Origin of the sequence: Methanobrevibacter sp. V74 (assembly GCF_963082495.1) — an archaeon.
In the GTDB taxonomy this organism is placed as follows: Archaea; Methanobacteriota; Methanobacteria; order Methanobacteriales; family Methanobacteriaceae; genus Methanocatella.
This window is the reverse complement of sequence record NZ_CAUJAN010000006.1, coordinates 76,177-100,240: the sequence shown is the minus strand read 5'-3', so window position 1 is coordinate 100,240 and position 24,064 is coordinate 76,177. Positions and strand designations below refer to the sequence as shown.

Sequence of the window (24,064 nt, the reverse complement as noted above, 5' to 3'; positions counted from 1 at the left end):
AAAAACAGAGAAATCATGATTAAATATGTGCAAAATATAGTAATCAAATATAAAAATGATTAAAACTAAAATGAGATTAAAATAAAACAATAGTTATCAATCAAAATATAAAATAAACAAAAGATCAATTGATTATAATACTATGATTAATTAACCCAAATACTTTTTTTATAATTCTCATGCATATTTATTTTTTAATTTTTATAGTGTTCTTTATCGTGAATTTATTCCATATTGACATTATAGTATATTTTCCAATTTTTAAATTCTTAATCGTAATTGTAGCTATTCCATTTTTATTAGTTTTAGCTTTGTAGATTTTTCCCTTAAATTTAAAAGTTATTTTTTTACCATTTAATGCTTTTCCTTTAGTATCGACTAATTTAGAAGAAAATTTAATCTTTTTAGATTTTTTCTTAGAAATATTTTTAGCAGTTAGCAATGCTTTTACATTAATTTTATTTGATACTTTGTATGAATTGTATTCTGCAGTAATTATATATTTCCCAGGTTTTAAATTTATTTTAAACAAAGCATAACCATACTTATTTGTTTTAATTTTGTAAATTTTGCCATTAACTTTAATTTTAACAACTACACCCGATCCAACAATTTTACCATCAATTCCAACAACAAGAACTTTATAAAAAGCACCATCAGAGAAATACATGTTTATATTATTGTTATTAATAAGTGTTGGTAATACTCTAACTGTATTTTCAATATATTCATTAGTAACTGGATTAAAAACTGTTACAAGATAAGTTTTAGGATTAAAATCCATATTTAACTCTAAAATACCATTAACATCGGTTTTTTTATAATATAAAACACCATTAATAATTATTTTTACATTTTTATTTTTTAATGGATTTCCAGTGTTATCTAATAATTGTGCAGTATATGAAACACCATTGTTAAAAACTTTAACTAGATTATTTGCATAAATAGTGGTTAAAATATCTAATGTATAAGTTACAAATAAACCATCATAAGGATTGTTAACTGAAATAACATGATGTCCTGAATTTAAATTAAGATTAAAATTAAAAATACCTTCATTATTAGTTTGTGCTGAGTATTTTTTACCATCAATATCAATAACAAAAATTGTGTTTTTAATTATATTCCCTGCACCATCTAAAAATTTAATTGTTAAATAAGGATAATCTCCATAATATTTTACTTCACTTTGACCTAAAACAGTAGATAATACAGTAATATTTGTTTTATCAAAAGAATTTTCATTAGTGTTATTTGAATAATAATAACATTCCACATTATAAAATCCTGGTTTTAAATCAATGTTTAAAGTAATCCACCCATTTTCATCAGTTGTACAATTATAATAAACTCCTTCCAATAAAATAGATAATATTTTATTAATTAAAGGAATTCCATTAGAATTTACAAGTCTTGCATGAAATTGAGTTCCATTTCTATAATATTTAACTAATGGTATAGCATATAATTGAGTTAGTTCACCTGAAATAAATATCTTTTTCAAACTAGAAACTGCTTTGTAATTATCATCACCATTAAAAATAGCTTTTATAATATAATAATTAGGATCTAGGTTTAAACTTAAGTAAGCTCTTCCTTTTTCATCTGTTATACTAGTAATTGTTTTATTTCCAATGATAAATTTAATTTCTTTATTAGCAAGTAAAGTTCCATTAATATCAGACAAAACAACATAATACTCTTTAGAATTAGTTAATTTTGTTTCTCCATTAAATAAAATAGTTTTTGTACGATTATCAGCTGATTCAATATTAATAGTATTAGTTGAATAACTGGCTAAATACAAGGCATTCCCATTATAGTGTAAATTAGCTATATATTTTCCATAATCTAAATTTAAATTAAAAGTAATTTTTCCATCAGAATCTGTTATACCGGTAATATTAATAATTGATTCTCCATAAAATGTAGAAAGCTTAAGTATTACTTCAGAACTTACTATACTATTATTTAACATATCTGACAATCTTATGGTGAAATTTAATATTTGATTATCAAATGCATTAATATCTAGTGAATATAAATTTGAAGGTATCTTATCACTATCAACAACAAGAATAACAGATGATTCATTTGAGGACAAATAATTTGGATTGGTAAAATTATAACTAATAATATGTTTTCCAACACTCAAACTAAGTAATATTTTAGCTATACCCTCATCATTTGTAGTAGAATTATATTTTACACCACCAATATCAATATTAACAAGCATGTTTTTAATAGGGTTATTATTAATATCTCGAAGATTTATTTTATATAAATATTTTTCATTATTTTTCATTACCAAATTATTGGCTATTAAAACCGTTGGCATTTTATAAACAGATATAGTATTTGAAGATGAAGCAAATATGTTATAATGACTATTTGAATATTTATAAGTAATATTATATTCTCCGGGATTTAAATTTATTTTTAAGCGTGCAAGACCAAAAATATCAGTGAAAATCTCATAAGCTTGTGACCACAAACCAGAAGATATTGTAACTGTGATTTTCTTACCATATTGACTATATGCGTTCGGATCATTAAATTTTATTATGAAATATTTATTCTCTCCATAGTACTGAACTAAATCTGTTGAATTTATATAAATATTAGATAAAGTAACTTTTTTACTAATAACAATAGTTGCTGCATTAGTTGCATCACAATACCACTTATTTCCACTATAATCAAGAGTTGTTAGGTAAGTTCCTTCCTCAAGGTTTATAACAAAATCAGCTTCGCCATTAGCATCAGTGTTAATTGTGTATTTTTTTATTAAGTTACCTTTATATAATGATAAGGTTACAGATTCATTATTAACACGCCGACCATACATATCACTTAAAACAACCGTGTATATTCCATTTAATGGTAAAATACAATGATGAAATCCTGAAATTATAGTAAAGATTTTTTCAACTTTAATAACTCCTTCACCACTTGTAGAAGCATATATATTATCTCCTACAAACTGGGCTTTAATATTATAAATTCCAGGTAAATAGTTTATAGTTAATTTTGCAACACCATTATTATCTGTTTTTAATATAAATTTATCGCACAATGTTCCTTGAGTTATTGTGACAATAATATTTTCACCACATATTAATGATCCATGAATATCTTTTAAAGTAATATTATAAACATCACCAGCACCATATAATGTAACATCAGGAACAATAATTGTAGAATTAACAGGATTAACTAATATATGGGAAATACTAATTGAATAGGAATACCATGAATCACCTAAAAATTCAGATTTGATTGTATATTCACCTACATCCAAATTTATAATAATTTCACCAGTAGCTTCCTGATTTGTTAAAGAATAAATTTCTCTTAAATTACCTTTAGAATCTATAATAGTAAATTTTATCAGCATGTTGCTTAATTTTTTATCTCCTTCACCAAATAATATAACTTTAAACAAGTTATTTTTACCATAATATGTTTGATTATAACTAATTAAATAAGTATTAGATTTTATTATTTTCATTATAGAAGTAGAATTACATTTTTCGAAAAAACCATTGCCTAAATAATTAATATTTATCTGATAAATACCAACTGGATAATCTACATTAAATTCTGCATGACCATTATCATCAGTTTGAATTGTAAATATCTTCTGTGTATTATTTTCATCAATAATCTCAACAACTAATGTTTGATTAAATATTTTATAACCATTAATATTGATTAAATCAACAACAAAATTATTATTTTTACCTTTAAAAATAACATCTTCCATTATTAAAAGAGTTTTAGTACTTCTAATATCTAAATCTAATAATTGATTATCAATTCTTGCATAGACTTTAAAATCTAAATTTAAATCATAAGTCATGTTTGTATAAGCAGAATTATTTATAAGTAAAGTATTTTCTGGAGAAAGGATTCCTTGGTCAATTTTGAAATACACCATACGAGAAGGCATATTGTGGTTAATTTTACAAATATTACCTTCATCATTATTAAGATAATCTAATGAAGCTTTAATAATAGAATTTGAAACCGATTCAAATGTCATTATGACCCAATTACTTAAAGTTAAAGTTCCAAGGAAAATAAACACTTTATCCGAGTTTGGTTTTTGATTATTCCCCCACCAATTACTAGAATAATCTACATCACCTGAATAAGAATAAATATCATTACCTCCATATTTAGAAGTGTTATTTACAAAAACACAATAATGGGCTTCTTTTGTATCTGCAATAGCCCCACCAAAAGCAGCTTCATTATACATAAAAATAGATTCCAATATACATCTAGCACTAGCTATACCATTACCGATAAATACATTATTATAATCTTTATACAGATTTTTATTCTTAATAAAAACTGAATTATTAATTAAATCAGCATAAACCATACTATTATCATAACGAGATTCAAAATTATTCATAAATATCGAGGAATTAACACTAGTAGCTATGGCTAATTGACCTTTATTATTAATGAATGAACAGTTATCTATAAATCCATAAAAATGTCCATTTTCATTATAAATATCTAATCCAATCCCATTACTTGAATAATAATCATTTTTATCGAAAAATACATTATTTTCAAATGTTGTGTTTTTAATATAAGCATATCTGGAATATAGATCATTATATTGGGAATATCTAAGTTTTGAAGAAGAATAAGTAAATGGATATAAATTTACAATGCCCATTAGATTATTTTGAAATCGAGAGTTATAAATTTCTATTGAAGATAAAATTGGAAATAGTGCATTATAATATTCAGAACCTTTAATAGCCTTATAACATTGAATTCTTTTAAATAAAGAATTTTTAACATTTATTTTAGCAGAACCTCTTAATATTGATCCTGAAATGTCTACAAAATAAGAATCATATATATTAACAATTCCATTATGTTCTATTCCGTTTTGTGTAACAATAACACAATATGAAGTTATATTTGAAAAAGAACAGTTAATAACAGATAAATTTCCGCCATTTAAAATAATTAATGGAACTACATATTCCCTTATCTCAACAGAAAATTTAATATTTTTTAACGACAAAGCACCCCATTCTTTAATATCAAATATACTATAATCATTAGATCTTAATAAAGTTACATTTCCTAATCCAACCATATTTATATTCTTTGTAATTTTAACATTAGAATTCCAATTACTTTTATAAATTCCTTCTAATAAGCAAATAGTATTTCCATTCCCTGCTTTAGAAACAGCATAACTTATTGTCTTAAATGGATTTTCAAAAGTACCATTACCTAAACCATCATGCCCTTCTGGTGAGACAAAATAATTATAGTTAGATAAACCTTTCCCAATCTTAAGAGATAGTCTTTGAAAGTCTACAATAACATAAACATGACAATCAAGATTGTTTCCAATTAAATAATTTGAAAAAATTTTATCAATATTTGCAGATGAATATAAAAAGTTACCATTTTGAGATTCGAATTTTAAATGTCTGTATGGTAAATATTCCCCAGTTCTAAATTCAAATGTAGAATTTCCATCACTCCATTTATTTAATGTTGTTGTAAAAGTTGAATTAGGATTAATAGGAATATAATCAGACCCATATTCAAAAGTAGATACTGCCCAATAACTAACATTAACCTCTTTAAAATATTTATAAGATGGACCAGAATTAATACCCCACCAATTATAAGGTGCATAAAGATGACATTTATAGGCATTTCCAGATATGGATCTTAAAATTACAGAATATGTAATATTAACATACGAACATTCAGTTAAAATATGAGAATTAAAAACTGAATGAATCGCTGTGAAATTTGAATTTGTTACGTGCATTATCGAAATAATATTATCATGATAAAGAAATTTACTTTCATCAATAGACACATTGCAACTATTAAAAATAGATTCAAAAGTAATTTTAGAGTTATAAATACAAACAAATGCATCTTCAAAATTAATGCCATCTAACTTAGAATTATTAATAATAATTGAAGCTATCTTATATGAATTTTCATCATATTTCTTATTTGAAAATAAATTATCAACTTGAGAGTTAATAATACTGATATTATTATAATTATAAACAACATTATTGATATTTGAATGATGAACCGATTTTTTTATTAATTGAGAATTTAATATAGTAGTATTTCCAATATTTGTTAATATTTGAGCCATGTTTAAAGAAACCGCATTAGTAACATTAGTATTTTTAATTATTAAATTTCCTTCATTAAAAAATGCCCCCATTATAGAATTCATATTATTAAATGAAGAATTAGTTACTAACAATGTTCCAAGATTGTTAATAACACCTAATTGAGAATAAGAATCTGTATATCCATTAATAAATTTAATATTATTTAATATTAAAGAGGAATCGGAAGTTATTTTAAAAAATGCATATTTATTTTCCCCATTAATAATAACATTATTTGAAAATGACTTAATTGTTAAATTTTTATTAATTAAAATAAGAGTATTATTTATACCTTTATATTCCCCATCCATTAGAATGATCTTAGAATTATTTCTCGCCATGTCAACAGCACAGTGAATAGATGAAACAGGATTTTGAAAACTTCCATTAGCATCATCACTACCTAATGGATCGACATAAATTTCTTGATTTTCTAAAGAATTATTATTTCCATTAATATCACCTAAATTATATTCAGAATCGAATGATACCTCGGTACTTCTTGTATTATTATCATAAGCACTAACAAAAGCCATTGAAGTAAATAATATAAATATCACAGACAATATTAAAATAAATCTATTATTTAAAATTGAGAACACCTCTATTAAATTAATCTCCAAAAAGAAGAATAATTATTATTCTTCAAATTTACCAACCCCATATTTGCATCCCAAAATTAATAAAGCTAAAATAACAATTATAAATACAATAAAGATCGTTAAAGATCTATCATCATCATACAATTCTTTAATTTTTTTAGTAATTTCATAAGAATTATCCGTTGAAGAACTTGAACCTTCACTATCATCTTGCATACCTCTTTGAGAACTTGATGGAGATGAAGCAGCATTTGCAGTAAAACCTGTGGAAATTAAATTAGGATTATAGTTTGAACTATTTAATCTACTAATACTATTTAAATCAACATTTCCATGAATTTTAGAGTTAATCGAATTAGATGACTTATTTGAATTTGTATTTCCATTTATATTTTGCCCATTATATTTATTATAACCTGGAAGAGTTGAATAAGAACCATCATTACCCCCATTACCACTACCTGGACCTAAATTATTCCCATCACCTGAACCAAAGTATTTACCATTACCCTGATCATTTCCATTATTTCCACCAATTGAAGTTGTAGTAGATGAACTAGTTCCAGTAGATGCTGAATTACCAGAATTACTCCCATTATTATTTGAATTAGGATTAATATAAGGATTATAATTACTAGAGTTAGAACTAGAATTATTTGATTCAATAACTTTTGGATTCCAATCTACCCATTCTTTGTACCATGGTTTAAATAAATTATGATACACATTCCAAACCGAGTCATCAGGTCCAATATGACCATTTGGTAATACCCCCCAATAGTTATATCTCATATCAATAGCATATTTGATTCCATGAGAATGTATTGTAGTTCCAGAAGGTGCAAAATTATTTAGAATATTTGAATCATGAATAGAAACATTTCCAGAGCCGATGTTAAAAGCACCACCAGCATTCAAAGCTTTATTATTAGATATAGTTGAATTATAAATGTTAAAATTGTCTTGAATATGACCATAATGAGTATAAGAATCATATTCAATAGCACCACCATATCTAGCAGAATTATGTGAAATAATTGATCTCATGATAATGAAATTTTTTGAAATATCTAAAGCCCCACCACTAGTTCCAGCACGATTATTATTCAAAACAGAGTCTATTATCTTACCATCATTGGATTTGGCATATAAAACTCCTCCATTATTAATAGCTTTATTATAATAAAATTTAGAAGCATTTATATATAGTTTATTATAAGTTCCATAGATAACACCACCATTATAACCATTGAAATGTTTATAATCATCTAAATAAAGTGGATCATCTTTAAACCTAGTATCATTAGCTTTATTATTATAAAAATAACAATTATCAATATATAAATCAACATTAGAAATAAAATTCGATAGTTGTGTGAAACTATCACACTGAGTAGCTATCACTCCACCAATACTAGCTGAATTATCCATAAATGACGAATTTTTGATTAATATGCAAGTATTTTTTGTATAAATTACACCGCCAGCCCCAATTGGTGAATCACATTCAGATTTATAATGATAAAAATAGTTCTCTTCAATTGACCAACCAACAGAATGCATTAAAATTTTACAAAAGTCTATTGAAATTAATGCTGTGTTATTATTAAAAATAGAATTAATTATAGACAAATTATTTTTTGAATTTGAATAAATAACTCCTCCATGAATTCCTCTGTTATTATAAAAGATAGATGCCTCTATAATAGTTTTACCATAATCAGCTATGACTCCACCACAATGTCCAAAATTATTAAAAAATACAGAAGAATTGATAATTAATTCTCCATTATTTAGAATTGCGCCTCCTTTACCCATATTCGAACAATCAATTGTATGTGCTTTATCAATTAAATTATCCTCATGATATGTTATATTTTGGTTGAACACTGGGTGAGAATTATCAAAATAAGATGAAGAGTTAAATATAGTCACATTATTTATGAATAATTTGCCATTATTAATAAATACTGATCCCCCATCAACATTATAAGCATTAGCAATTAAAAAACCAGAAACAGATAAAGTATTATTTTCAAGTATATTGAATAATTGATTAGCTTGAACATCAATGAATGCCTTACCTGAATTAACAGCAAGGATTGTTAAATTCTTATCAATAGTAATATTAGATTCGTTATAATTTCCATCAAATACATATATAATACATAAGTTTAAACTATTTTCAATAGCTTTTTTAATTGTAGCATAAGGATTATTTATACTACCATTACCAACAACATCACTTCCATTATATGCTACATAAAGATCAAATGGAGAATTATCTTTAACCAAATCAAATGGAGCATATACTGCAAAATTAGCTCGTTTAAAACCATTAGAACTTATTAAATAGTTTTTGACTATCGAATTTGATAAATTCTTATTTGAAATTACTGAAACTGCATAGTCATTATCATTTAGTGAATATGAAATAATATAGTTTTCATTAATTGTATTATTGGATGAATTATTACAATAATATATAGCTGATTGATTGGTGGATTTATTAATTAGAATATTATTATAACTAATACTACTCCATTTTGCATTAGAAGCTAAATATCCACATATTGATGAAGCATTAGCATTTAATATATTTTTATAAATATTATCATAACTTGAACTATTAGAACAAATGAAAATTAATGAATCAGATATACCTAGTATTGCATTATTACTAATTAATGTGAAGTTAGAATTATTAATAGTTATAATTTTAGAGTTAGTTGTATTAAATTTAATATTATTATGTTTTATAATATTTAATAAAGTATTATTGAGATTAATAACTGAAATATCAGTAGAATTAATAAATAACTCATTATTACTAAATAAATTTTTTTCGCCGCCATTAATATTTAATATATGACTTTTTTTGAAGAATTAAAAGCGTTATTTATAATATTAATATTTGAAACATTAATTAAATCAATTGAAGAATTAATAAAAGATGCATTGCAAATAATTGAATTCGAGGAATTATTTTTAAAAATTATAGAAATTGAAGAGGGTAGATTTAAATCATAAGAAGAAATTTTAACTAAATCATTTATAATCAATAATTGATTTTTTGTTAAATTATGAAGTAGCAAAGTACTATTTTTTGTTATAACATTTGAATATAATTCTCCAATCTCATTAAAATAACAGTTATAGTTTTCATTATCAATAATAAATGAATTAAAAGAGGCATTTATGAATCCATCAGTAGTATTGTCAAATATTGTTTTTGAAAAATTAGCATAAATAATATTGGTTGAAATACAAATATTAGATGAATTCTTAAATATTGCTATAGCTGAATTTCCTATACCTAATAAATCTGATATCCCTAAAATTTTAGATAAATTTCCACCAAATACTGAAATGGCATTATTATTAACAGAAATATTGTTAGACCAATATATGTCAATAGCATAAATTCCATTACTTTTACCATATAACTTATTATTTTCAATTGTTGAATTATCCACTTGGCAAAGTTCAATTAAATATGTCATTTGCTCACTATGAATAACAATTTCATTATTTGAAACATTAATGTCAGATAACCTTCCAATCACATTATTAAATACAATACCATATCCATAATTTTTAGAAATAATGTTGATTTTATTAGAAATAAAATTACTTTCAGATAGCGTATCAGTGTAAATAGCTTCTGTACTACCAGAAGAAATCATAATTATTGTATTATCTAAAATATTAACTCCCTTAGATAATTTTTTATTCATTTTATGAGTAAATGGATTAGCTGAAGGAGCATTAATTGCATATGCATAATGTGTTTTTGAATTTACATATATGTTATTACAGGATATTATAATATTTTCACAAACATCTTGAATTAGTATAGTTGAATTAGATAAACTACCTAATTTCTAAATAAATTTGTAATATTATTTTTAGTGACTGTAACATCGTTAACACCATTTAGAATAATAGTTTCTTTATCATGATTAATAAAATTAAAATCGCGGATTAATGAACCACTAGCATCGGCCTCAAAAGTGATTGTGACATTAATCAATAAATTATTCATTTTATTACTAATTACATTGATTTTATCCTGAAAAATTAAGTTTTTATTTGTTAAAAATGTTAAAAATATTATTTTAGTTTTATTTTCTTCAAATTTAAATGTTAAATGTCCATATCTATCAAAATATTTATGATAATTATCATTATTGACAATAATATATGTTGAATCTAAAATAACACCATTAACCATATTATCTTCTTCAACATTAGACAATTCATCAGTTATATCTTTATAAATACCAACACTAGCATTAGTTTCAATAATATTATCCAATATTGTACTATTATAAACTAAACCTTCAATATAAATACCATAACTTTCACTAGTAATTTTATTATTGGTAAATGTATTATTATAATAACGGTAGTTAGTAGATCTAGCTGATAGGACAATACCTATATTTTTGGTATTAATAATATTATTATTTATAATGTTATTATTACCTACTACTGATATACCAGTATCATGTTTGTTATTAATCCTATTATCATGAATATTTGAATAATCACCTTCAATAGCTATTCCTACACCATATTCTTTAATATTTATATAATTATCATAAGCATTAACTTGATTACCAATAAATATTGCATTATAAATATCTATAAAAGTAATATTATTCCTATAAACATTACAAAGTGAATCTCCAATACTTCCAGCCTTAATACCTGATACTAAGCTATTACCTTTTAAAACATTATCATGCACAGAAAAATTACTTCCAAAAACAGAAATACCAATACCACTATCATGTACTTTATTACCATAAACAGAAATATTCTTACCAACTAAATTAATAGCATATGAACCTTTAGAAAAAGTGTTATTTGCAATAACCGTACCATCATGATTTTCATAAACAAATTGTAATAAAATAGACATAGGCCCATTACAAAAACCTTTAAAATCATTAAATGAAATTATATTACCTTTACATAATCCAGAACCACTATAATCCGCATGTCCAAAAGGATTAAAATAAATTAAATTTGTAACAGATGTATCGGAATAACTTAAAACTTCTAAACTATTATGTGAAATTAAATTATAATGACATAACCCCATAACCATATTACAAGTAATATATGTTTTCATATCATTGTAAATAATTCTATTATTACTAGACCAACCCATAGGCATTGCATAAACACCAAAAGCATTTGCAATTCTTATAGTATTATATGAAATAAGATTATTATTAGAATGAGATAACCAAATACCATGTAATTGGCCTACATTTGCACCTAAAATATTTAGTGTACCTTTTGTATTATTAATAGTAAGATTTGTTACAGTAGACCCATCACTTCCTTTAATAAGATGAATAAAACCATTACTAATCTTATCATTAGGAGAAATTGGCATTAATGTAAGTTGACGATCTATAACAAAGGCCCTATTAGAAATATTACCAATTTTTAAAGTATCTCCCTTAGAAATCCCTGATGTATCAATAATTTTCCCTGTTCTAATATTAAAATAATTTTCATAATTATCTTGTGTAATTTCAATTGTTTTAGAGCTCTTTGTATAATTAATCGTAGAATTTTGGTTTAAATCATCAATATTTAAAACATCATCTGAGTTTTTCAAACAATCAACATTAATTTGTGTTTCATTTGATGCAAATGCCATATTTAATGAGAATAAAATAAAACAAATAATAATAAGACAATTACATAATTTCTTATTGATTTTTTCACCACCTTCAAAGTTATTAATCCCCATAAAATCAAGTTTTATTTAAAAAATATAAATAATACATTAATTATGTAGTATTTTCTTATAATAAATATATAAAGTTTATGAAAAACGGGACTGTCAATTTGTTAGGACTTTTTTTTGATTTTCTATCCACCCATCTTTTCTTGTCATGATATAGTCAAATATTCCCTCAGGAGTTCTATAGATTCTTTTTGTGTGTTTATCTAATGTATTTCCGAAGTAATTTTCTATTTTGTTGTTTGTACTATCTAATTTTCCAATATGGTCTTTTTCAAGGAATATTAGATATTTTCTGTAAACTGGGAAGAAATTTTTATTTAAGTAGTCTTGCATCATCTTTGGAAAATTCTTTAATTCATATTTTAATAGTTCTATGTAACTTATTGCTTTTTCAAATGATTGTTGGTGGAATAATTCGTAAAATAATCCAACATATATTTTTATTTTATCAGATATTTCTTCTTTTTTCTTTTTTCTCATTTTTTTGATTTTGTTTTCTGAGATTTTTGTGTTGTTTTTTCGTAATTCTGTTTCGTATTTATCGAGTTCTTCGTTTATTTTTGGTTTTAAGTTGGTTGTCATGTTTTTTATTAGGTAGAATGTGCAGTGTTGGTGTGCAAAGCCTAATTTTATCATTATTTGTTCATAGTCTTCTTTTAAGTCAGTTATTATTGCTTTGCGGTGTTTTAAAGGGATTGATATGTCAATGAAATCGTAAATTATTTTTGATGTTTCTTTTTTGGATATTAGGCATGCTACGGGTATATTATTGATTATATCAAATATATCTAGTCTGTTATATCCATTTTCCTTCATTTCTGACCCATTGGGCATCATATCCATAATATCCTGAGAGTTCTAGTTCTTCGTTTAACCAGTACAGTCCGTCATCAGTTTTTAAAGCTTTTCTAACTGACTCATGTGAAATACTAAAGTTCAATAACGTTTTAAAATCATTTCCAATGTTTCTTAGTGATTTCCATCCGTGTTGTAGGAGTGTTTTTGCTTTGTTTTTCATTTTATTGGAATAATTGCAGAATTTTCCCCAGTATTCAGTGAATTCAACTTGGAACTTCTTTTTACATTTTTTACATTTATATCGCTTAACTTTAAAATTCTAACAGGAGTTCCATCATCCAAATAAAGTAATCTCCAATTATATCCTTTTCTAGAAAATTTTTTAGCACCACAATGTTTACAATAAGGTTCACGTTCTTCAACAATACCCTGACTATTAACAAAGTAATCATCGTCGAGAATAGCACCAATAGGCAAAATTAATTGAGGATAAATTTTTTCATCAAAATCTTTTTCAACCAAAAATCCATTTCGAACTGGATCCTTAAATGCACCGATAAATATATAAGCTTCGCCAACCAATTTAAGATATGGAAGGCATTTAATTTTGCTGTACATATATAATTATTTGTCTTCCATACTATAAATAGTTAATTACACTTAAAATAAACTATAAAAAGTTTATAATCATAAATAATTAATTTTAAAAATTATTGTTAATATATATCAAAATTAAACGATAATATAACGAAATAATTTCATGAAAAATAAAAAAATATAAAAACTAAAAAAAACTAAACCATAACCAATATATAAATTTAACGAAAAATTAAGAAGTAAAAAATTAAAAGAAGGCTGGAAAAAAGACTTTGAAAAAATAAACACTAGATGTTATCAAAAGTCCTAACAATTGACAGTCCCTGAAAAACAGACATTCCTAGAAACTTAATGTGTTTATTCTTAATTTTTTACTAAAATGCTTAGTTTTCAATTATCTTAATTTATACTACCTTCACTTATTATGATATTTTATTAAATAGTTTTAATTTACCTATAATTAATTTTAATAATTAAACATAGTATATTTTAAATATTATTAACTAAAAATATTAATATTGATGATTAAAGTTTTTTAGTTACTGATTAAGTTAATTGGAAGTGAATTGATGTATTCTTCTGATAGATTCATCATAGATTTTTTAAAATATTTGATTGTTTTGAATGTTGGCAAAAATTATTGAGTTTTAGCTTCTGTTCAATTTTAAACTAGGGAAATTAGTGAAATAGAAGAATAATTTCAACTTATGTCTCTTGCATCCGAATAGTTGGATGGTACGTTTAATTTCTTTAAGATTGAATGAAAAATTTCAAATGTGGGAAAACCACCTTTTGACCTTAAGATATGATAAAACTAATTTTTTATGGATATTACTAATAAAATAGAAAACAGTAATTTTCAGAAAAAATTAAGTTGACTACATTGGCAGATAATATGAAAAAACTTACGAAAATTCAAATTTAAAGTAAACATAATACTGATATAAATCATGATAATTAAACAAATTGGCCATAACACACATTAAGTTTCTAGGAATGCATAATTTTACAAAAATTTATTAATTTAGAAAATAAAATTTTAAATATGATTTTAAGCATTATCATACCTACCTACAATGAAGAAGCATGCCTTCCAGTTTTATTAGAAAGTATTAAAAAACAGAGTTTTGACGATTATGAAATTATAGTTGCTGATGCCAACTCAACTGATAAAACCAGAGAAATTGCCGAATCCTATGAATGCATAGTAACTGAAGGAGGATTGCCTGCAGTAGGTAGAAACAATGGTGCTAAAATAGCAAAAGGGGAATATCTATTATTTTTAGATTCTGATTTGAAACTTACTGATGACTATTTAAGAAATGTCATATATGAATTTAGAATGGAACGAGCTGGAATAGCCATTACCCAAATGCTTCCAATGTCCAATAAAGTTGAAGATAAATTATTCCATGATTTTGCTAATTATTTCATGATAAGTGTTGAAAAGATAAAACCTCATGGAGCGGGTTGTTACGGAATTATTGCAAAAAAAGAACTGCATGATGCATGTAATGGCTTTGATGAAGAGCTAACCTTTGGAGAAGATACTGACTACATCGAAAGATTAGCTAGTAAAGAACGCTTTAAAGTATTGAGAAATGCTAAAATTGGTGTTTCAACTAGAAGATTAGAGGAAGAAGGGATTGAAACATTAATCAGACAATACGGTAAAAGTACTGTTAATGACTTTCTAGGAAAAAGGACAGAAGCTGAAGAGATTAATTATAACTTTGATCATGGCCATGAAAGAATATCTGAAAATAAAGCCAACAGATTAAGTGAAGCTAGCGAAAAAATTAATAAAATCAAAGTAGAATATGATGAATCAATTCAAAAAATCAACGCAAGAGCCCGTTTCAGAGTAAGCAAGAACAGGTCAAAAAATGTGGTCTTCTACTGTGTCTGTGGTGAAGGAATGGGCCATGCCATTCGAAGCAGCGTTATAATTGAGAGAATTAAGGAAAAATATGACGTATACCTATTCACAAGTGATAGGGCATATGATTATTTGAAATCCAAATTTGAGAATGTTTATGAAATTGGAGGATTCAATACTGTTTATATTAACAATAAAGTTAATAACCTTCAAACATTGGCCAATGCAATTAAAAGAAATCCGACAAACATAAAAATAGGCTATGAAAACTTATATAAAAAAGCAAGAGAATTAAGACCCAATGTTATTGTTACTGATTTTGAACTTTATGCAACAATGATTTCCAAATTACTTGACATTCCATTGATTAGTTTAGACAATATCCATATGATTACACAAGCCAAAATTAGTTATCCTCCAAATAAACGGATGGAAATGCTTAAAGCAAAAAGTGTAATTAAGGCATATGTTGTTAAGCCAAAAGTGCACATTTTAACAAGCTTCTTTTACCCGCCGGTCAGGTCTAAAAAGAAGGCTGTGATTTACCCCCCGGTTATTCGTGAGGACATACTTAAATTAAAACCAAAAAACGGCAATCATGTAATCGTATATCAAACAAGTAAAGAAAGCGTTAAACTTGTTCGTAGACTAAAAGCTCTAAAGGATGAGCAATTCATTGTATATGGATTTGATGAAGATAAAATTGATGGCAATTTAACTTATAAGAAGTTTAATGAAGATGAGTTTTATGACGATTTAGCGTCTTCTAAAGCTGTAATTTGTAATGGCGGATTTACATTTATTTCCGAAGCAATTTCACTGAAAAAACCAATCTATTCAGTTCCGGCTATTGGAAACTTTGAACAGACCCTTAATGGATATTATGTAGAACGTTTAGGTTATGGAGAATACCATGAAGTAATGAATGCTCCTAGAGTTAAAAACTTTTTGAGAAAGCTTCCAACATATCAAAAGAGACTTGCAAAAGTTAAAAATAAAAATAATGATGGAATCGTAAAAGAGTTAATTTATAGAATAGAAAAATATTCAATATGATTAAAGATTAGAAAGATCTTTAACCTTAATTGAATCTGAAACTTCTTTTAATAAGTTAATATCATCACCGATAATGATAAAATCAACATCCCCATGATTAGAGACATATTTATAAACAGTTTCATTTTTAACAACTGAAGAATAAATATGCTCATCAGTTGAATTTGAAATAGGTATCGAATTATTTCCAAGCAATACATCTGTTAGATTTTTATTAATAATGATTCCAGAAAGATTACTGGAATATTTGCCTGTATTCCGATAAAATTTCATCCCATTGGCTTCGTATTCAACTGTGAAATTAGAACCTTCCGGGACATCGGCATTGAAAAGTGTGAAGTCCTGTGTTTTTAAAGGAATTTTTAAAGAATCCCCACTAACATCACCACCTGGTTGATTTGAGACGATTAAATATCCTCCAACAACGATAAGTAGGACTGCAACAATGAGAACCACTAAACTTGATTTATCCATTATGAAATCCCCAATATAAAAAAAAGAAAGATTAATAAAGTAATAGATTCATTAATCCAAGGCAAATTATAAAGTTACACCCATTTCTAATTGTTCAGTTAATTCTTTGTATCTATTACGGATTGTAACTTCAGTAACTCCTGCAATATCCGCCACATCTCTTTGAGTTTTTCTCTCACCGAGCAAAACAGATGCAATATATAATGCGGCTGCAGCTACACCGGTAGGTCCTCTTCCTGAAGTCAATCCTTTTTCCATCGCTTTTTCGATGATTTCAATAGCTTTGGATTGGGCTTCACCTGAAAGTCCAAGTTCTGATGCGAACCTTGGCACATAATCTACAGGAGAAGTTGGCGGCAGTTTAATATTCAATTCACGAGTTAAGAACCTATAAGTTCTTCCAACTTCTTTTTTAGTTACGCGAGAAACTTCTGCAATTTCATCTAAAGTACGCGGTACATTGCAACGTCTGCATGCAGCATATAAAGAAGCAGCAACTACACCTTCAATACTTCTTCCCCTAATTAATTTATTGTCTACTGCACTTCTATAAACAACACTTGCAGCTTCCCGCACGCTTCTTGGAAGCCCGAGTCTTGAAGAATCACGATCAAGCTCACTTAAAGCAAATGCCAAATTCCTTTCAGTAGCTCCGGAAATTCTGATTTTTCTTTGCCATTTCCTTAACCTATACCATTGAGCCCTGTTTCTAGCAGGAATATCACGACCGTAAATATCTTTGTTTCTCCAGTCGATCATTGTACTTAAACCTTTATCATGAATAGTGTAAGTAATTGGAGCCCCAACTCTTGTACGTTTATCTCTTTGTTCATGGTCAAATGCCCTCCATTCAGGACCCATATCTACAAGATTTTCATCAATGACTAACCCGCAACGAGCACATACTACTTCTGCCCTTTCATAGTCACCAATTAATTCTTCTGAACCACATTCAGGACATATTGTTTGTTTTGAATCATCATAAACTCCTCTTTGTCTTTTATCCTTTAAATCATCGATAATTCCGGTTTTAGGAGATTGTTTTATTTTTTGTGTCATGATTTCATCCTCCTTTTTCTAGGTTTTTTGGATTTTGGTTTGGATACAAATAATTTTTCGCCACAATTTTTTTCTATTTTCCTTCTATTTGCAGATTTAAACAGACGAATAGAAATGTATGGTTTCTTAGTAGGTCCAAAAACATAATTGACCTTCCCTATTCTGTTTTTATTACTGTCAAAAACAATCCCTCCTGGCGAAGGTGTTTTAGTGGACCTTGCTATTAATTTTCCAGAACTTGCAATATGCAAACTGTTTCCTAAAAATTTCATAAAATCAATCTTAAAGTCAAATCTGTATCATTTATATATTTAGAGAAAACTAGTATATAAAGCTATCGATATACTTATATACAAACATTGATTTTTATTTAAATGTTTTTCTATTTGAGTCCGACAATTTCGGCTAATGTTTTTCCATCTGCAATATCATCAATAATCTTAGATTCCTTTAGTTTAACTCCCAAAACAGCCACCATTGTTTGAACAAATAATTCATGAGGAATGACAACAATACCGCTCTCATCTGCTATAATGAAATCACCAGGGTTAATTTTAACTCCTTCAACTTCAACACTTTCATTTAAAGTTCCCAAACCTAAAGCAGAACCTGCATTAGGACAGAAATTAGAAGCAAATACCGGATAATCAATATATAAAAGTGCATCTAAATCTCTAGCTGAGCCATAAATCACAGTTGCTTTAATGCCATTATCTTTTGCACAAGTGGATGCAAGTTCGCCCCAAATAGCTTTATCATCCAAGTCAACTTTAAAAAATAATATATCTCCAGGATTTGCAGCATCAATAGCCAGTGCGGAAGTCCCCCAGTCATCACTAGAGGTTTCAGCTGTGAAAATAGATCCGAAAACCTTTTGATTATTAATCGGCCTGATAGATTGAATTGTCCCTGACCTTTTAGAAATGCCATTATATGCATCTGAAACTTGACAAGCGGAAACATTTTCAAGCAAGGACATTAAATTAATATATTCATCATAATTCTTACCATTATATCTTAAATCATCAATTGAAATATTGTTTAAGTTAATTTTATTAACATCCACACGTTTGTTTAAATTTTTATTTTTATTTAAAACATCTTTCGGACTTATTGTCATGACTTCACCACTATACTATACTATATCAAACATGATTAAAATACATTTCATAGATTATATATATTAGTTTAACCAAAATATTATGTAAAGTATTGAATTTAATACTTAAAAATTATTATATACTCATAGAGTTTACATATATTATTCATTATTATAATTAATTAATTTATTCAATAAAGGGAGAAAATTATTATTAGGAAAATTTAAGGTTTAAACAAAAGTTATAATTTAAAATAACACAATAATATAAGAAAAATACAGTAAAAACCTAATATTAAAACTCTCACAAATGTATAAACTCTTTTTTAGTATATATAATGTTAAAAGACCACATTATCGTGTAATTTATGCAAGTTAATCACCTAAAAATAATTTCAATTTTTAGCAATTACATAAATTATCCCGATTAATAAGCTTAGGAGGCTTAAATATGGGAAAAGGTGAAGAATTAACAACAACAAAATATTTAATCCACGCTCAAATTACAGCTAATGGTATTGTTGAAAAACCAGATGTTGTTGGTGCTGTCTTTGGGCAAACTGAAGGTTTACTTAGTAATGATTTAGATTTAAGAGAACTTCAAAGAACCGGAAGAATCGGAAGAATCCAAGTTAACATCCACTCAAACAGTGGAAGAGCAAAAGGAGAAATCGTGATTCCATCTAGTTTAGATAGAGTTGAAACCGCCATTCTCGCTGCATCACTCGAAACTATCAATAGAGTAGGCCCTTGTGAAGCAGAAATACGCACAACAAAGGTTGAAGATGTAAGGGCTGTTAAAAGAGAACAAGTTGTTAACCGTGCAAAAGAAATTTATAAAAACATGGTTGAAAGTGTTGGCTCAACTAGCATGAGAATGATTGAAGAAGTAAGAGAGGCGATGAGAATTCATGAAATATCCGAATACGGTGAAGATCGCCTACCCGCTGGACCCAGCATCAACACATCAGATGCAATTATTGTTGTGGAAGGTCGCAGCGATGTTTTAAACTTACTTAAATATGGAATCAAAAATACCGTAGCTGTTGAAGGAGTAAGTGTGCCTCATTCAATTGGAGAATTAAGTAAAAAAAGAACAACCACCGCATTTGTTGATGGTGACAGAGGCGGAGAACTTATCTTAAAAGAATTACTCCAAATTGGTAAAGTAGACTATATTACCCGTGCTCCCAGAGGAAAAGAAGTAGAAGATCTCAAAAAAGAAGAAGTGCTAGTTGCACTTAGAGATAAAGTCCCTACCGCACAATTCTTAGCTACAACCAACATTTTAAATGATTCTAATAACAATCACAAAAAAGAAAATAACCGAAATAATAAAAAAAATCATAAATACAACCGCAACGAAAAACAACAACCCCAAGTAAAGGAAGAAGTTGAAATCGAAGATGATGAAGTTAGCTTAATGAAGGATATGCTAAAAGAATTTGAAGGAACTGGTTGCGGAGCTATTTTGGATGAAGCATTAAATATGACCAAAGAGGTTGAAGTAGAAAATATTTACGACGAAATTAGAAATATTGAAGAAACCGCAGATACAGTTATATTTGACGGTGTAATTTCACAAAGACTTGTTGATGTAGCATCTGAAAAAGGAATTAAAAAATTAGTTGCTTTTAAATCAATGAACATAGTTAAAAAACCACTTGATGTTAAACTTATAACTATTGATTAAATGGAGAATGAAAATGAATATAGACATAGATAACTACTACAGCACTAGGAAAGATGCATTTGAAAGAATCCATGATGCTAGCACAATTACTAAAATACTCATGTCCTTAATGATGGCATGTTTTACAGGCATTATGGCTCAAATCATTATTCCTCTTCCATGGACCCCTGTTCCAATTACTGGTCAAACATTCGCTGTACTTTGCTCTGGTTTGATATTGGGTAAGAGATATGGATGTTTAAGCCAAGTATTCTATTTAATTTTAGGTATTGCATTTATTCCATGGTTTGGAGGAATGGCTGGAGGACTTGAAGTGGCTTTAGGTTCCACTGGCGGATTCTTTATAGGATTTATAATTGCAGCTTACTTTGTTGGATCAATTACTGAAAAATATGCAAAAGCACGTAATTTTACAAAAATGGCCATTACAATTGGAATTGCAAACTTTGTATTAATTTACATTCCAGGTTTAACAGGTCTTGCATTATCACTTTCCTCACAAGGAATGGCCTTTGGATTCATGGATCTTTTAATGATGGGTCTCATTCCATTTATTGCAGGAGATATTGTAAAAATATTAGCTGCTGCTAGTGTATCTAAAGTATTTTTACCAAAAGACTAAAAAAAGGTTTAAAACCTTTTTCTTTTTTTTATTTTTGATTTAAATGAAATTAACTTTAAGAGGACATCACCTATTATGTCTTAAAGGTTTTCAAGGTTATGGCTATGATGAAAACTTTGTAAAGAATATGATTGAAGTTAATTCTAAAAGAAAGTTAAGCACTACAACTGTTTCGCTTACAAATAAAGCAGATGATTTATGTTCCCATTGTCCGAATTTAAAAGAGGACATATGTGAAAATAAAGTGCAAAATGAAACAATTATCAAGATGGATGAAGAAGTGTTAAAAAAAATTAGCAGAACAGAATATAATTCCGTAGAATTATTTAAAAAAGTAGATGAAATATATAACACAAAAGAAAGCGTTTCTAAAATCTGTTTTAATTGCATGTGGCATGAAAAATGCTTATTTTATCAAAAATTATCAGATAAGCATTCCTAGAAACTTAAGGTTTTTCTTCTTTTTCATTCTATTTTTTGCTTGTTTTAATTGATTCCGCCTTCCTTAACCATACGGCAAATATCCAGATTTCCAATATAAAGATTATATTGTTCGTGATTTGACGGAGGCATAGTTTATCTGCCAATCAAATAACCGATAGATTTAAATAGTACCTAATAAATACATATTAAATGTTGTATACAGTACAATATTAATAGTCCCGTAGGGTAGTGGTAATCCTTCTAGGCTTTGGACCCGGAGACGGCGGTTCGACTCCGCTCGGGACTACTAAAAACTTTTTTTATGGATATTTTTATGGAAAAGCTATTACTTATTGGAATTGATACAAGAAGCATGCTTAAAAGTGCATTAAAATTAGATTATGATATCTACTCAACTAGCTATTTTTCAACTTCAGATACACCAAAAACCAAAAACCAAAAAATTATTTTAAAAGAAAATGATGGTGAAAGCTGTGGAATTTTTGAAGATAACTTTAATGGCAAAAGTATTATAGAGTTATCAAAGGATTACATTGACGAAGTTGACTATATCATACCAATTTCAGGCGTATCTCCAGCTGATTTTAAAAAAAGAGATCAGAAAAAGATTCTGGGAACTAAAGATGTTGAAAATATTGAAAATAAATACAAGTTTTACAATACCATTAAAAATGAATTTTCGACTCCGCTGACTTTTAATATAAATGATATAGATGAAGCTTTTGAAATAAATAAAAATTACCCAGATATTCAATTTATTTTAAAACCCATTCAAGGAAATGGAGGGTATGATATAAATCTTTTAAATAACAGCAAGGATATCGAATTTAATTGGACTAAATTCATCATGCAGGAATATGTTTCTGGAGTGAATTTAAGTTCATCAGTTTTATCTACAAAACACGATTCAAAAACAATTACAAATACCAGATTGCTTACAATGAATGATTTTAAAAACAATTATGATTTTAGATACATAGGAAATATCTTACCTTTAAGTGAAAAGTCAATAATGAGAGAAATTAAAAATTTTGAAAAACTAAATGAAGAAATGGAAGATACCTCAGAGAATATTGCTAAAAAATTTAAATTAATTGGATCAAATGGCATAGATTATATCCTTAATAAAAATGGATTGCATGTTATTGAAGTAAATCCGAGACTTCAAGGCACCTTTGAATGTGTTGAAAAAGCATTTGGAATAAATATGCTTGAAGCACATATTAAAGCATGTAAAGGTGAAATTATTGAAATTCCAAAAGCTAAATATTATGCTTATAAAAAGATAATTTACAGCAAAACCAGAATGAAATACTACACCCTTGATTTAGACAACATTTATGACTTGCCCCATGTAGGTTCAATCACAGAAAAAGATGAACCATTGCTTACAATAATTGACAAAAATATTGATTTTGAAAAGTTATATAAAAAAGTAGAATTAACAAGTAAAATAGTCAATGAAGCATCTATAAAATACCAACTAGATAAAGAATAAACAATATTACACCAATTGTTATTAAAAAAGTAGTTGCAACCATTGCATAAGTAATCCACATGAATAATTTAGCTTTATTATCTGGGTCATTCATAAATTGGTCAATTGGATTTCTTTTCATTTATAAAACCTTTATCGAATTTTCTAGTAAAAAAAATTTTTTACAATAACTAAATAAAATAATCTTTTTTTAAAAATAACAAATTATCAGAACTTAAAATAAAAAAATAATAAAAAATAAAAGAAAATGAAGAAAATTAAGAAAATTAAGAAAAATTTAAG

The 24,064-nt window shown here is 26.8% G+C and carries 17 protein-coding genes and 1 tRNA gene; 6 read left to right on the top strand and 12 right to left on the bottom strand.

Annotated features, from left to right (window positions below):
- Positions 1 to 187 precede the first annotated feature (187 nt).
- The 7 genes from Q9969_RS10370 to Q9969_RS10340 all read right to left on the bottom strand — a co-directional run bounded on the left by Q9969_RS10370 (position 188) and on the right by Q9969_RS10340 (position 13,979).
- The gene (locus Q9969_RS10370; RefSeq protein WP_305557506.1) at positions 188 to 6,727 is read right to left on the bottom strand and encodes an Ig-like domain repeat protein; all 6,540 of its coding nucleotides are present in this window, start codon (positions 6,725 to 6,727) and stop codon (positions 188 to 190) included.
- 102 nt (positions 6,728 to 6,829) lie between these two features.
- Positions 6,830 to 9,088 (bottom strand): hypothetical protein, encoded by a 2,259-nt coding sequence (locus Q9969_RS10365; protein ID WP_305557503.1) that lies wholly within the window; start codon positions 9,086 to 9,088, stop codon positions 6,830 to 6,832.
- A 566-nt stretch (positions 9,089 to 9,654) separates the two neighbouring features.
- A complete protein-coding gene (locus tag Q9969_RS10360; protein ID WP_305557500.1) occupies positions 9,655 to 10,530 on the bottom strand; it encodes a hypothetical protein in 876 nt (291 codons plus the stop codon).
- A gap of 140 nt (positions 10,531 to 10,670) precedes the next feature.
- Positions 10,671 to 12,566 carry a hypothetical protein gene (locus Q9969_RS10355; protein WP_305557496.1) on the bottom strand — a complete coding sequence of 632 codons (1,896 nt, stop codon included), beginning with the start codon at positions 12,564 to 12,566 and terminating at the stop codon, positions 10,671 to 10,673.
- 93 nt (positions 12,567 to 12,659) lie between these two features.
- Complete coding sequence (locus Q9969_RS10350; RefSeq protein WP_305557493.1) at positions 12,660 to 13,379, bottom strand: hypothetical protein; 720 nt, start codon at positions 13,377 to 13,379, stop codon at positions 12,660 to 12,662.
- Positions 13,360 to 13,581, bottom strand: coding sequence for a hypothetical protein (locus Q9969_RS10345; protein ID WP_305557489.1), 222 nt, complete (start codon positions 13,579 to 13,581; stop codon positions 13,360 to 13,362). The genes Q9969_RS10350 and Q9969_RS10345 overlap by 20 nt, the downstream gene beginning before the upstream one ends.
- Complete coding sequence (locus Q9969_RS10340) at positions 13,578 to 13,979, bottom strand: hypothetical protein (protein WP_305557486.1); 402 nt, start codon at positions 13,977 to 13,979, stop codon at positions 13,578 to 13,580. The genes Q9969_RS10345 and Q9969_RS10340 overlap by 4 nt, the downstream gene beginning before the upstream one ends.
- 1,024 nt (positions 13,980 to 15,003) lie before the next feature.
- On the opposite strand from Q9969_RS10340, the gene Q9969_RS10335 reads away from it, so the two are divergent.
- Entirely contained in the window at positions 15,004 to 16,893 is a 1,890-nt protein-coding gene (locus Q9969_RS10335) for an MJ1255/VC2487 family glycosyltransferase (protein ID WP_305557483.1), read from the top strand.
- On the opposite strand, the gene Q9969_RS10330 is transcribed toward Q9969_RS10335, so the two are convergent.
- The 4 genes from Q9969_RS10330 to Q9969_RS10315 all read right to left on the bottom strand — a co-directional run bounded on the left by Q9969_RS10330 (position 16,894) and on the right by Q9969_RS10315 (position 19,546).
- A complete protein-coding gene (locus tag Q9969_RS10330) occupies positions 16,894 to 17,367 on the bottom strand; it encodes a hypothetical protein (protein ID WP_305557480.1) in 474 nt (157 codons plus the stop codon).
- A 66-nt stretch (positions 17,368 to 17,433) separates the two neighbouring features.
- Positions 17,434 to 18,426 carry a transcription initiation factor IIB gene (locus Q9969_RS10325; RefSeq protein ID WP_305557477.1) on the bottom strand — a complete coding sequence of 331 codons (993 nt, stop codon included), beginning with the start codon at positions 18,424 to 18,426 and terminating at the stop codon, positions 17,434 to 17,436.
- Positions 18,423 to 18,698: a Gar1/Naf1 family protein gene (locus tag Q9969_RS10320; protein WP_305557474.1), complete on the bottom strand. Its 276-nt coding sequence runs from the start codon at positions 18,696 to 18,698 to the stop codon at positions 18,423 to 18,425. The genes Q9969_RS10325 and Q9969_RS10320 overlap by 4 nt, the downstream gene beginning before the upstream one ends.
- Before the next feature lie 110 nt (positions 18,699 to 18,808).
- Positions 18,809 to 19,546: an RraA family protein gene (locus Q9969_RS10315; protein WP_305557471.1), complete on the bottom strand. Its 738-nt coding sequence runs from the start codon at positions 19,544 to 19,546 to the stop codon at positions 18,809 to 18,811.
- Positions 19,547 to 19,976: 430 nt separating this feature from the next.
- Between Q9969_RS10315 and dnaG the strand changes: the two genes are divergently transcribed.
- From dnaG to Q9969_RS10290, 5 genes are all read left to right on the top strand, one after another.
- A complete protein-coding gene (gene dnaG, locus Q9969_RS10310; RefSeq protein WP_305557468.1) occupies positions 19,977 to 21,218 on the top strand; it encodes a DNA primase DnaG in 1,242 nt (413 codons plus the stop codon).
- 19 nt (positions 21,219 to 21,237) lie between these two features.
- The gene (locus Q9969_RS10305) at positions 21,238 to 21,840 is read left to right on the top strand and encodes a biotin transporter BioY (RefSeq protein WP_342765935.1); all 603 of its coding nucleotides are present in this window, start codon (positions 21,238 to 21,240) and stop codon (positions 21,838 to 21,840) included.
- 43 nt (positions 21,841 to 21,883) lie between these two features.
- Entirely contained in the window at positions 21,884 to 22,282 is a 399-nt protein-coding gene (locus Q9969_RS10300) for a DUF1284 domain-containing protein (protein ID WP_305512680.1), read from the top strand.
- Positions 22,283 to 22,498: 216 nt separating this feature from the next.
- Positions 22,499 to 22,570 (top strand) — tRNA-Gln (locus tag Q9969_RS10295).
- 27 nt (positions 22,571 to 22,597) lie between these two features.
- On the top strand, positions 22,598 to 23,782 hold the full coding sequence (locus tag Q9969_RS10290; protein WP_305557465.1) for an ATP-grasp domain-containing protein: 1,185 nt from the start codon (positions 22,598 to 22,600) through the stop codon (positions 23,780 to 23,782).
- Here the strand turns inward: Q9969_RS10290 and Q9969_RS10285 are convergent.
- On the bottom strand, positions 23,754 to 23,903 hold the full coding sequence (locus tag Q9969_RS10285) for a hypothetical protein (protein ID WP_305512676.1): 150 nt from the start codon (positions 23,901 to 23,903) through the stop codon (positions 23,754 to 23,756). The two genes, Q9969_RS10290 and Q9969_RS10285, sit on opposite strands and share 29 nt — an antisense overlap.
- Between the last annotated feature and the right edge of the window lie 161 nt (positions 23,904 to 24,064).

What these genes read in the sequence shown, in the direction of transcription:
- Q9969_RS10335 (WP_305557483.1), top strand. Translation starts at nt 15,004, where the DNA reads ATGATTTTAAGCATTATCATACCTACCTACAATGAAGAAGCATGCCTT.
- Q9969_RS10370 (WP_305557506.1), bottom strand. Translation starts at nt 6,727, where the DNA reads ATGGCTTTTGTTAGTGCTTATGATAATAATACAAGAAGTACCGAGGTA.
- Q9969_RS10345 (WP_305557489.1), bottom strand. Translation starts at nt 13,581, where the DNA reads ATGAAAAACAAAGCAAAAACACTCCTACAACACGGATGGAAATCACTA.
- Q9969_RS10325 (WP_305557477.1), bottom strand. Translation starts at nt 18,426, where the DNA reads ATGACACAAAAAATAAAACAATCTCCTAAAACCGGAATTATCGATGAT.
- Q9969_RS10360 (WP_305557500.1), bottom strand. Translation starts at nt 10,530, where the DNA reads ATGAATAAAAAATTATCTAAGGGAGTTAATATTTTAGATAATACAATA.
- Q9969_RS10350 (WP_305557493.1), bottom strand. Translation starts at nt 13,379, where the DNA reads ATGAAGGAAAATGGATATAACAGACTAGATATATTTGATATAATCAAT.
- dnaG (WP_305557468.1), top strand. Translation starts at nt 19,977, where the DNA reads ATGGGAAAAGGTGAAGAATTAACAACAACAAAATATTTAATCCACGCT.
- Q9969_RS10315 (WP_305557471.1), bottom strand. Translation starts at nt 19,546, where the DNA reads ATGACAATAAGTCCGAAAGATGTTTTAAATAAAAATAAAAATTTAAAC.
- Q9969_RS10320 (WP_305557474.1), bottom strand. Translation starts at nt 18,698, where the DNA reads ATGAAATTTTTAGGAAACAGTTTGCATATTGCAAGTTCTGGAAAATTA.
- Q9969_RS10340 (WP_305557486.1), bottom strand. Translation starts at nt 13,979, where the DNA reads ATGTACAGCAAAATTAAATGCCTTCCATATCTTAAATTGGTTGGCGAA.
- Q9969_RS10330 (WP_305557480.1), bottom strand. Translation starts at nt 17,367, where the DNA reads ATGGATAAATCAAGTTTAGTGGTTCTCATTGTTGCAGTCCTACTTATC.
- Q9969_RS10290 (WP_305557465.1), top strand. Translation starts at nt 22,598, where the DNA reads ATGGAAAAGCTATTACTTATTGGAATTGATACAAGAAGCATGCTTAAA.
- Q9969_RS10300 (WP_305512680.1), top strand. Translation starts at nt 21,884, where the DNA reads ATGAAATTAACTTTAAGAGGACATCACCTATTATGTCTTAAAGGTTTT.
- Q9969_RS10355 (WP_305557496.1), bottom strand. Translation starts at nt 12,566, where the DNA reads ATGGGGATTAATAACTTTGAAGGTGGTGAAAAAATCAATAAGAAATTA.
- Q9969_RS10285 (WP_305512676.1), bottom strand. Translation starts at nt 23,903, where the DNA reads ATGAAAAGAAATCCAATTGACCAATTTATGAATGACCCAGATAATAAA.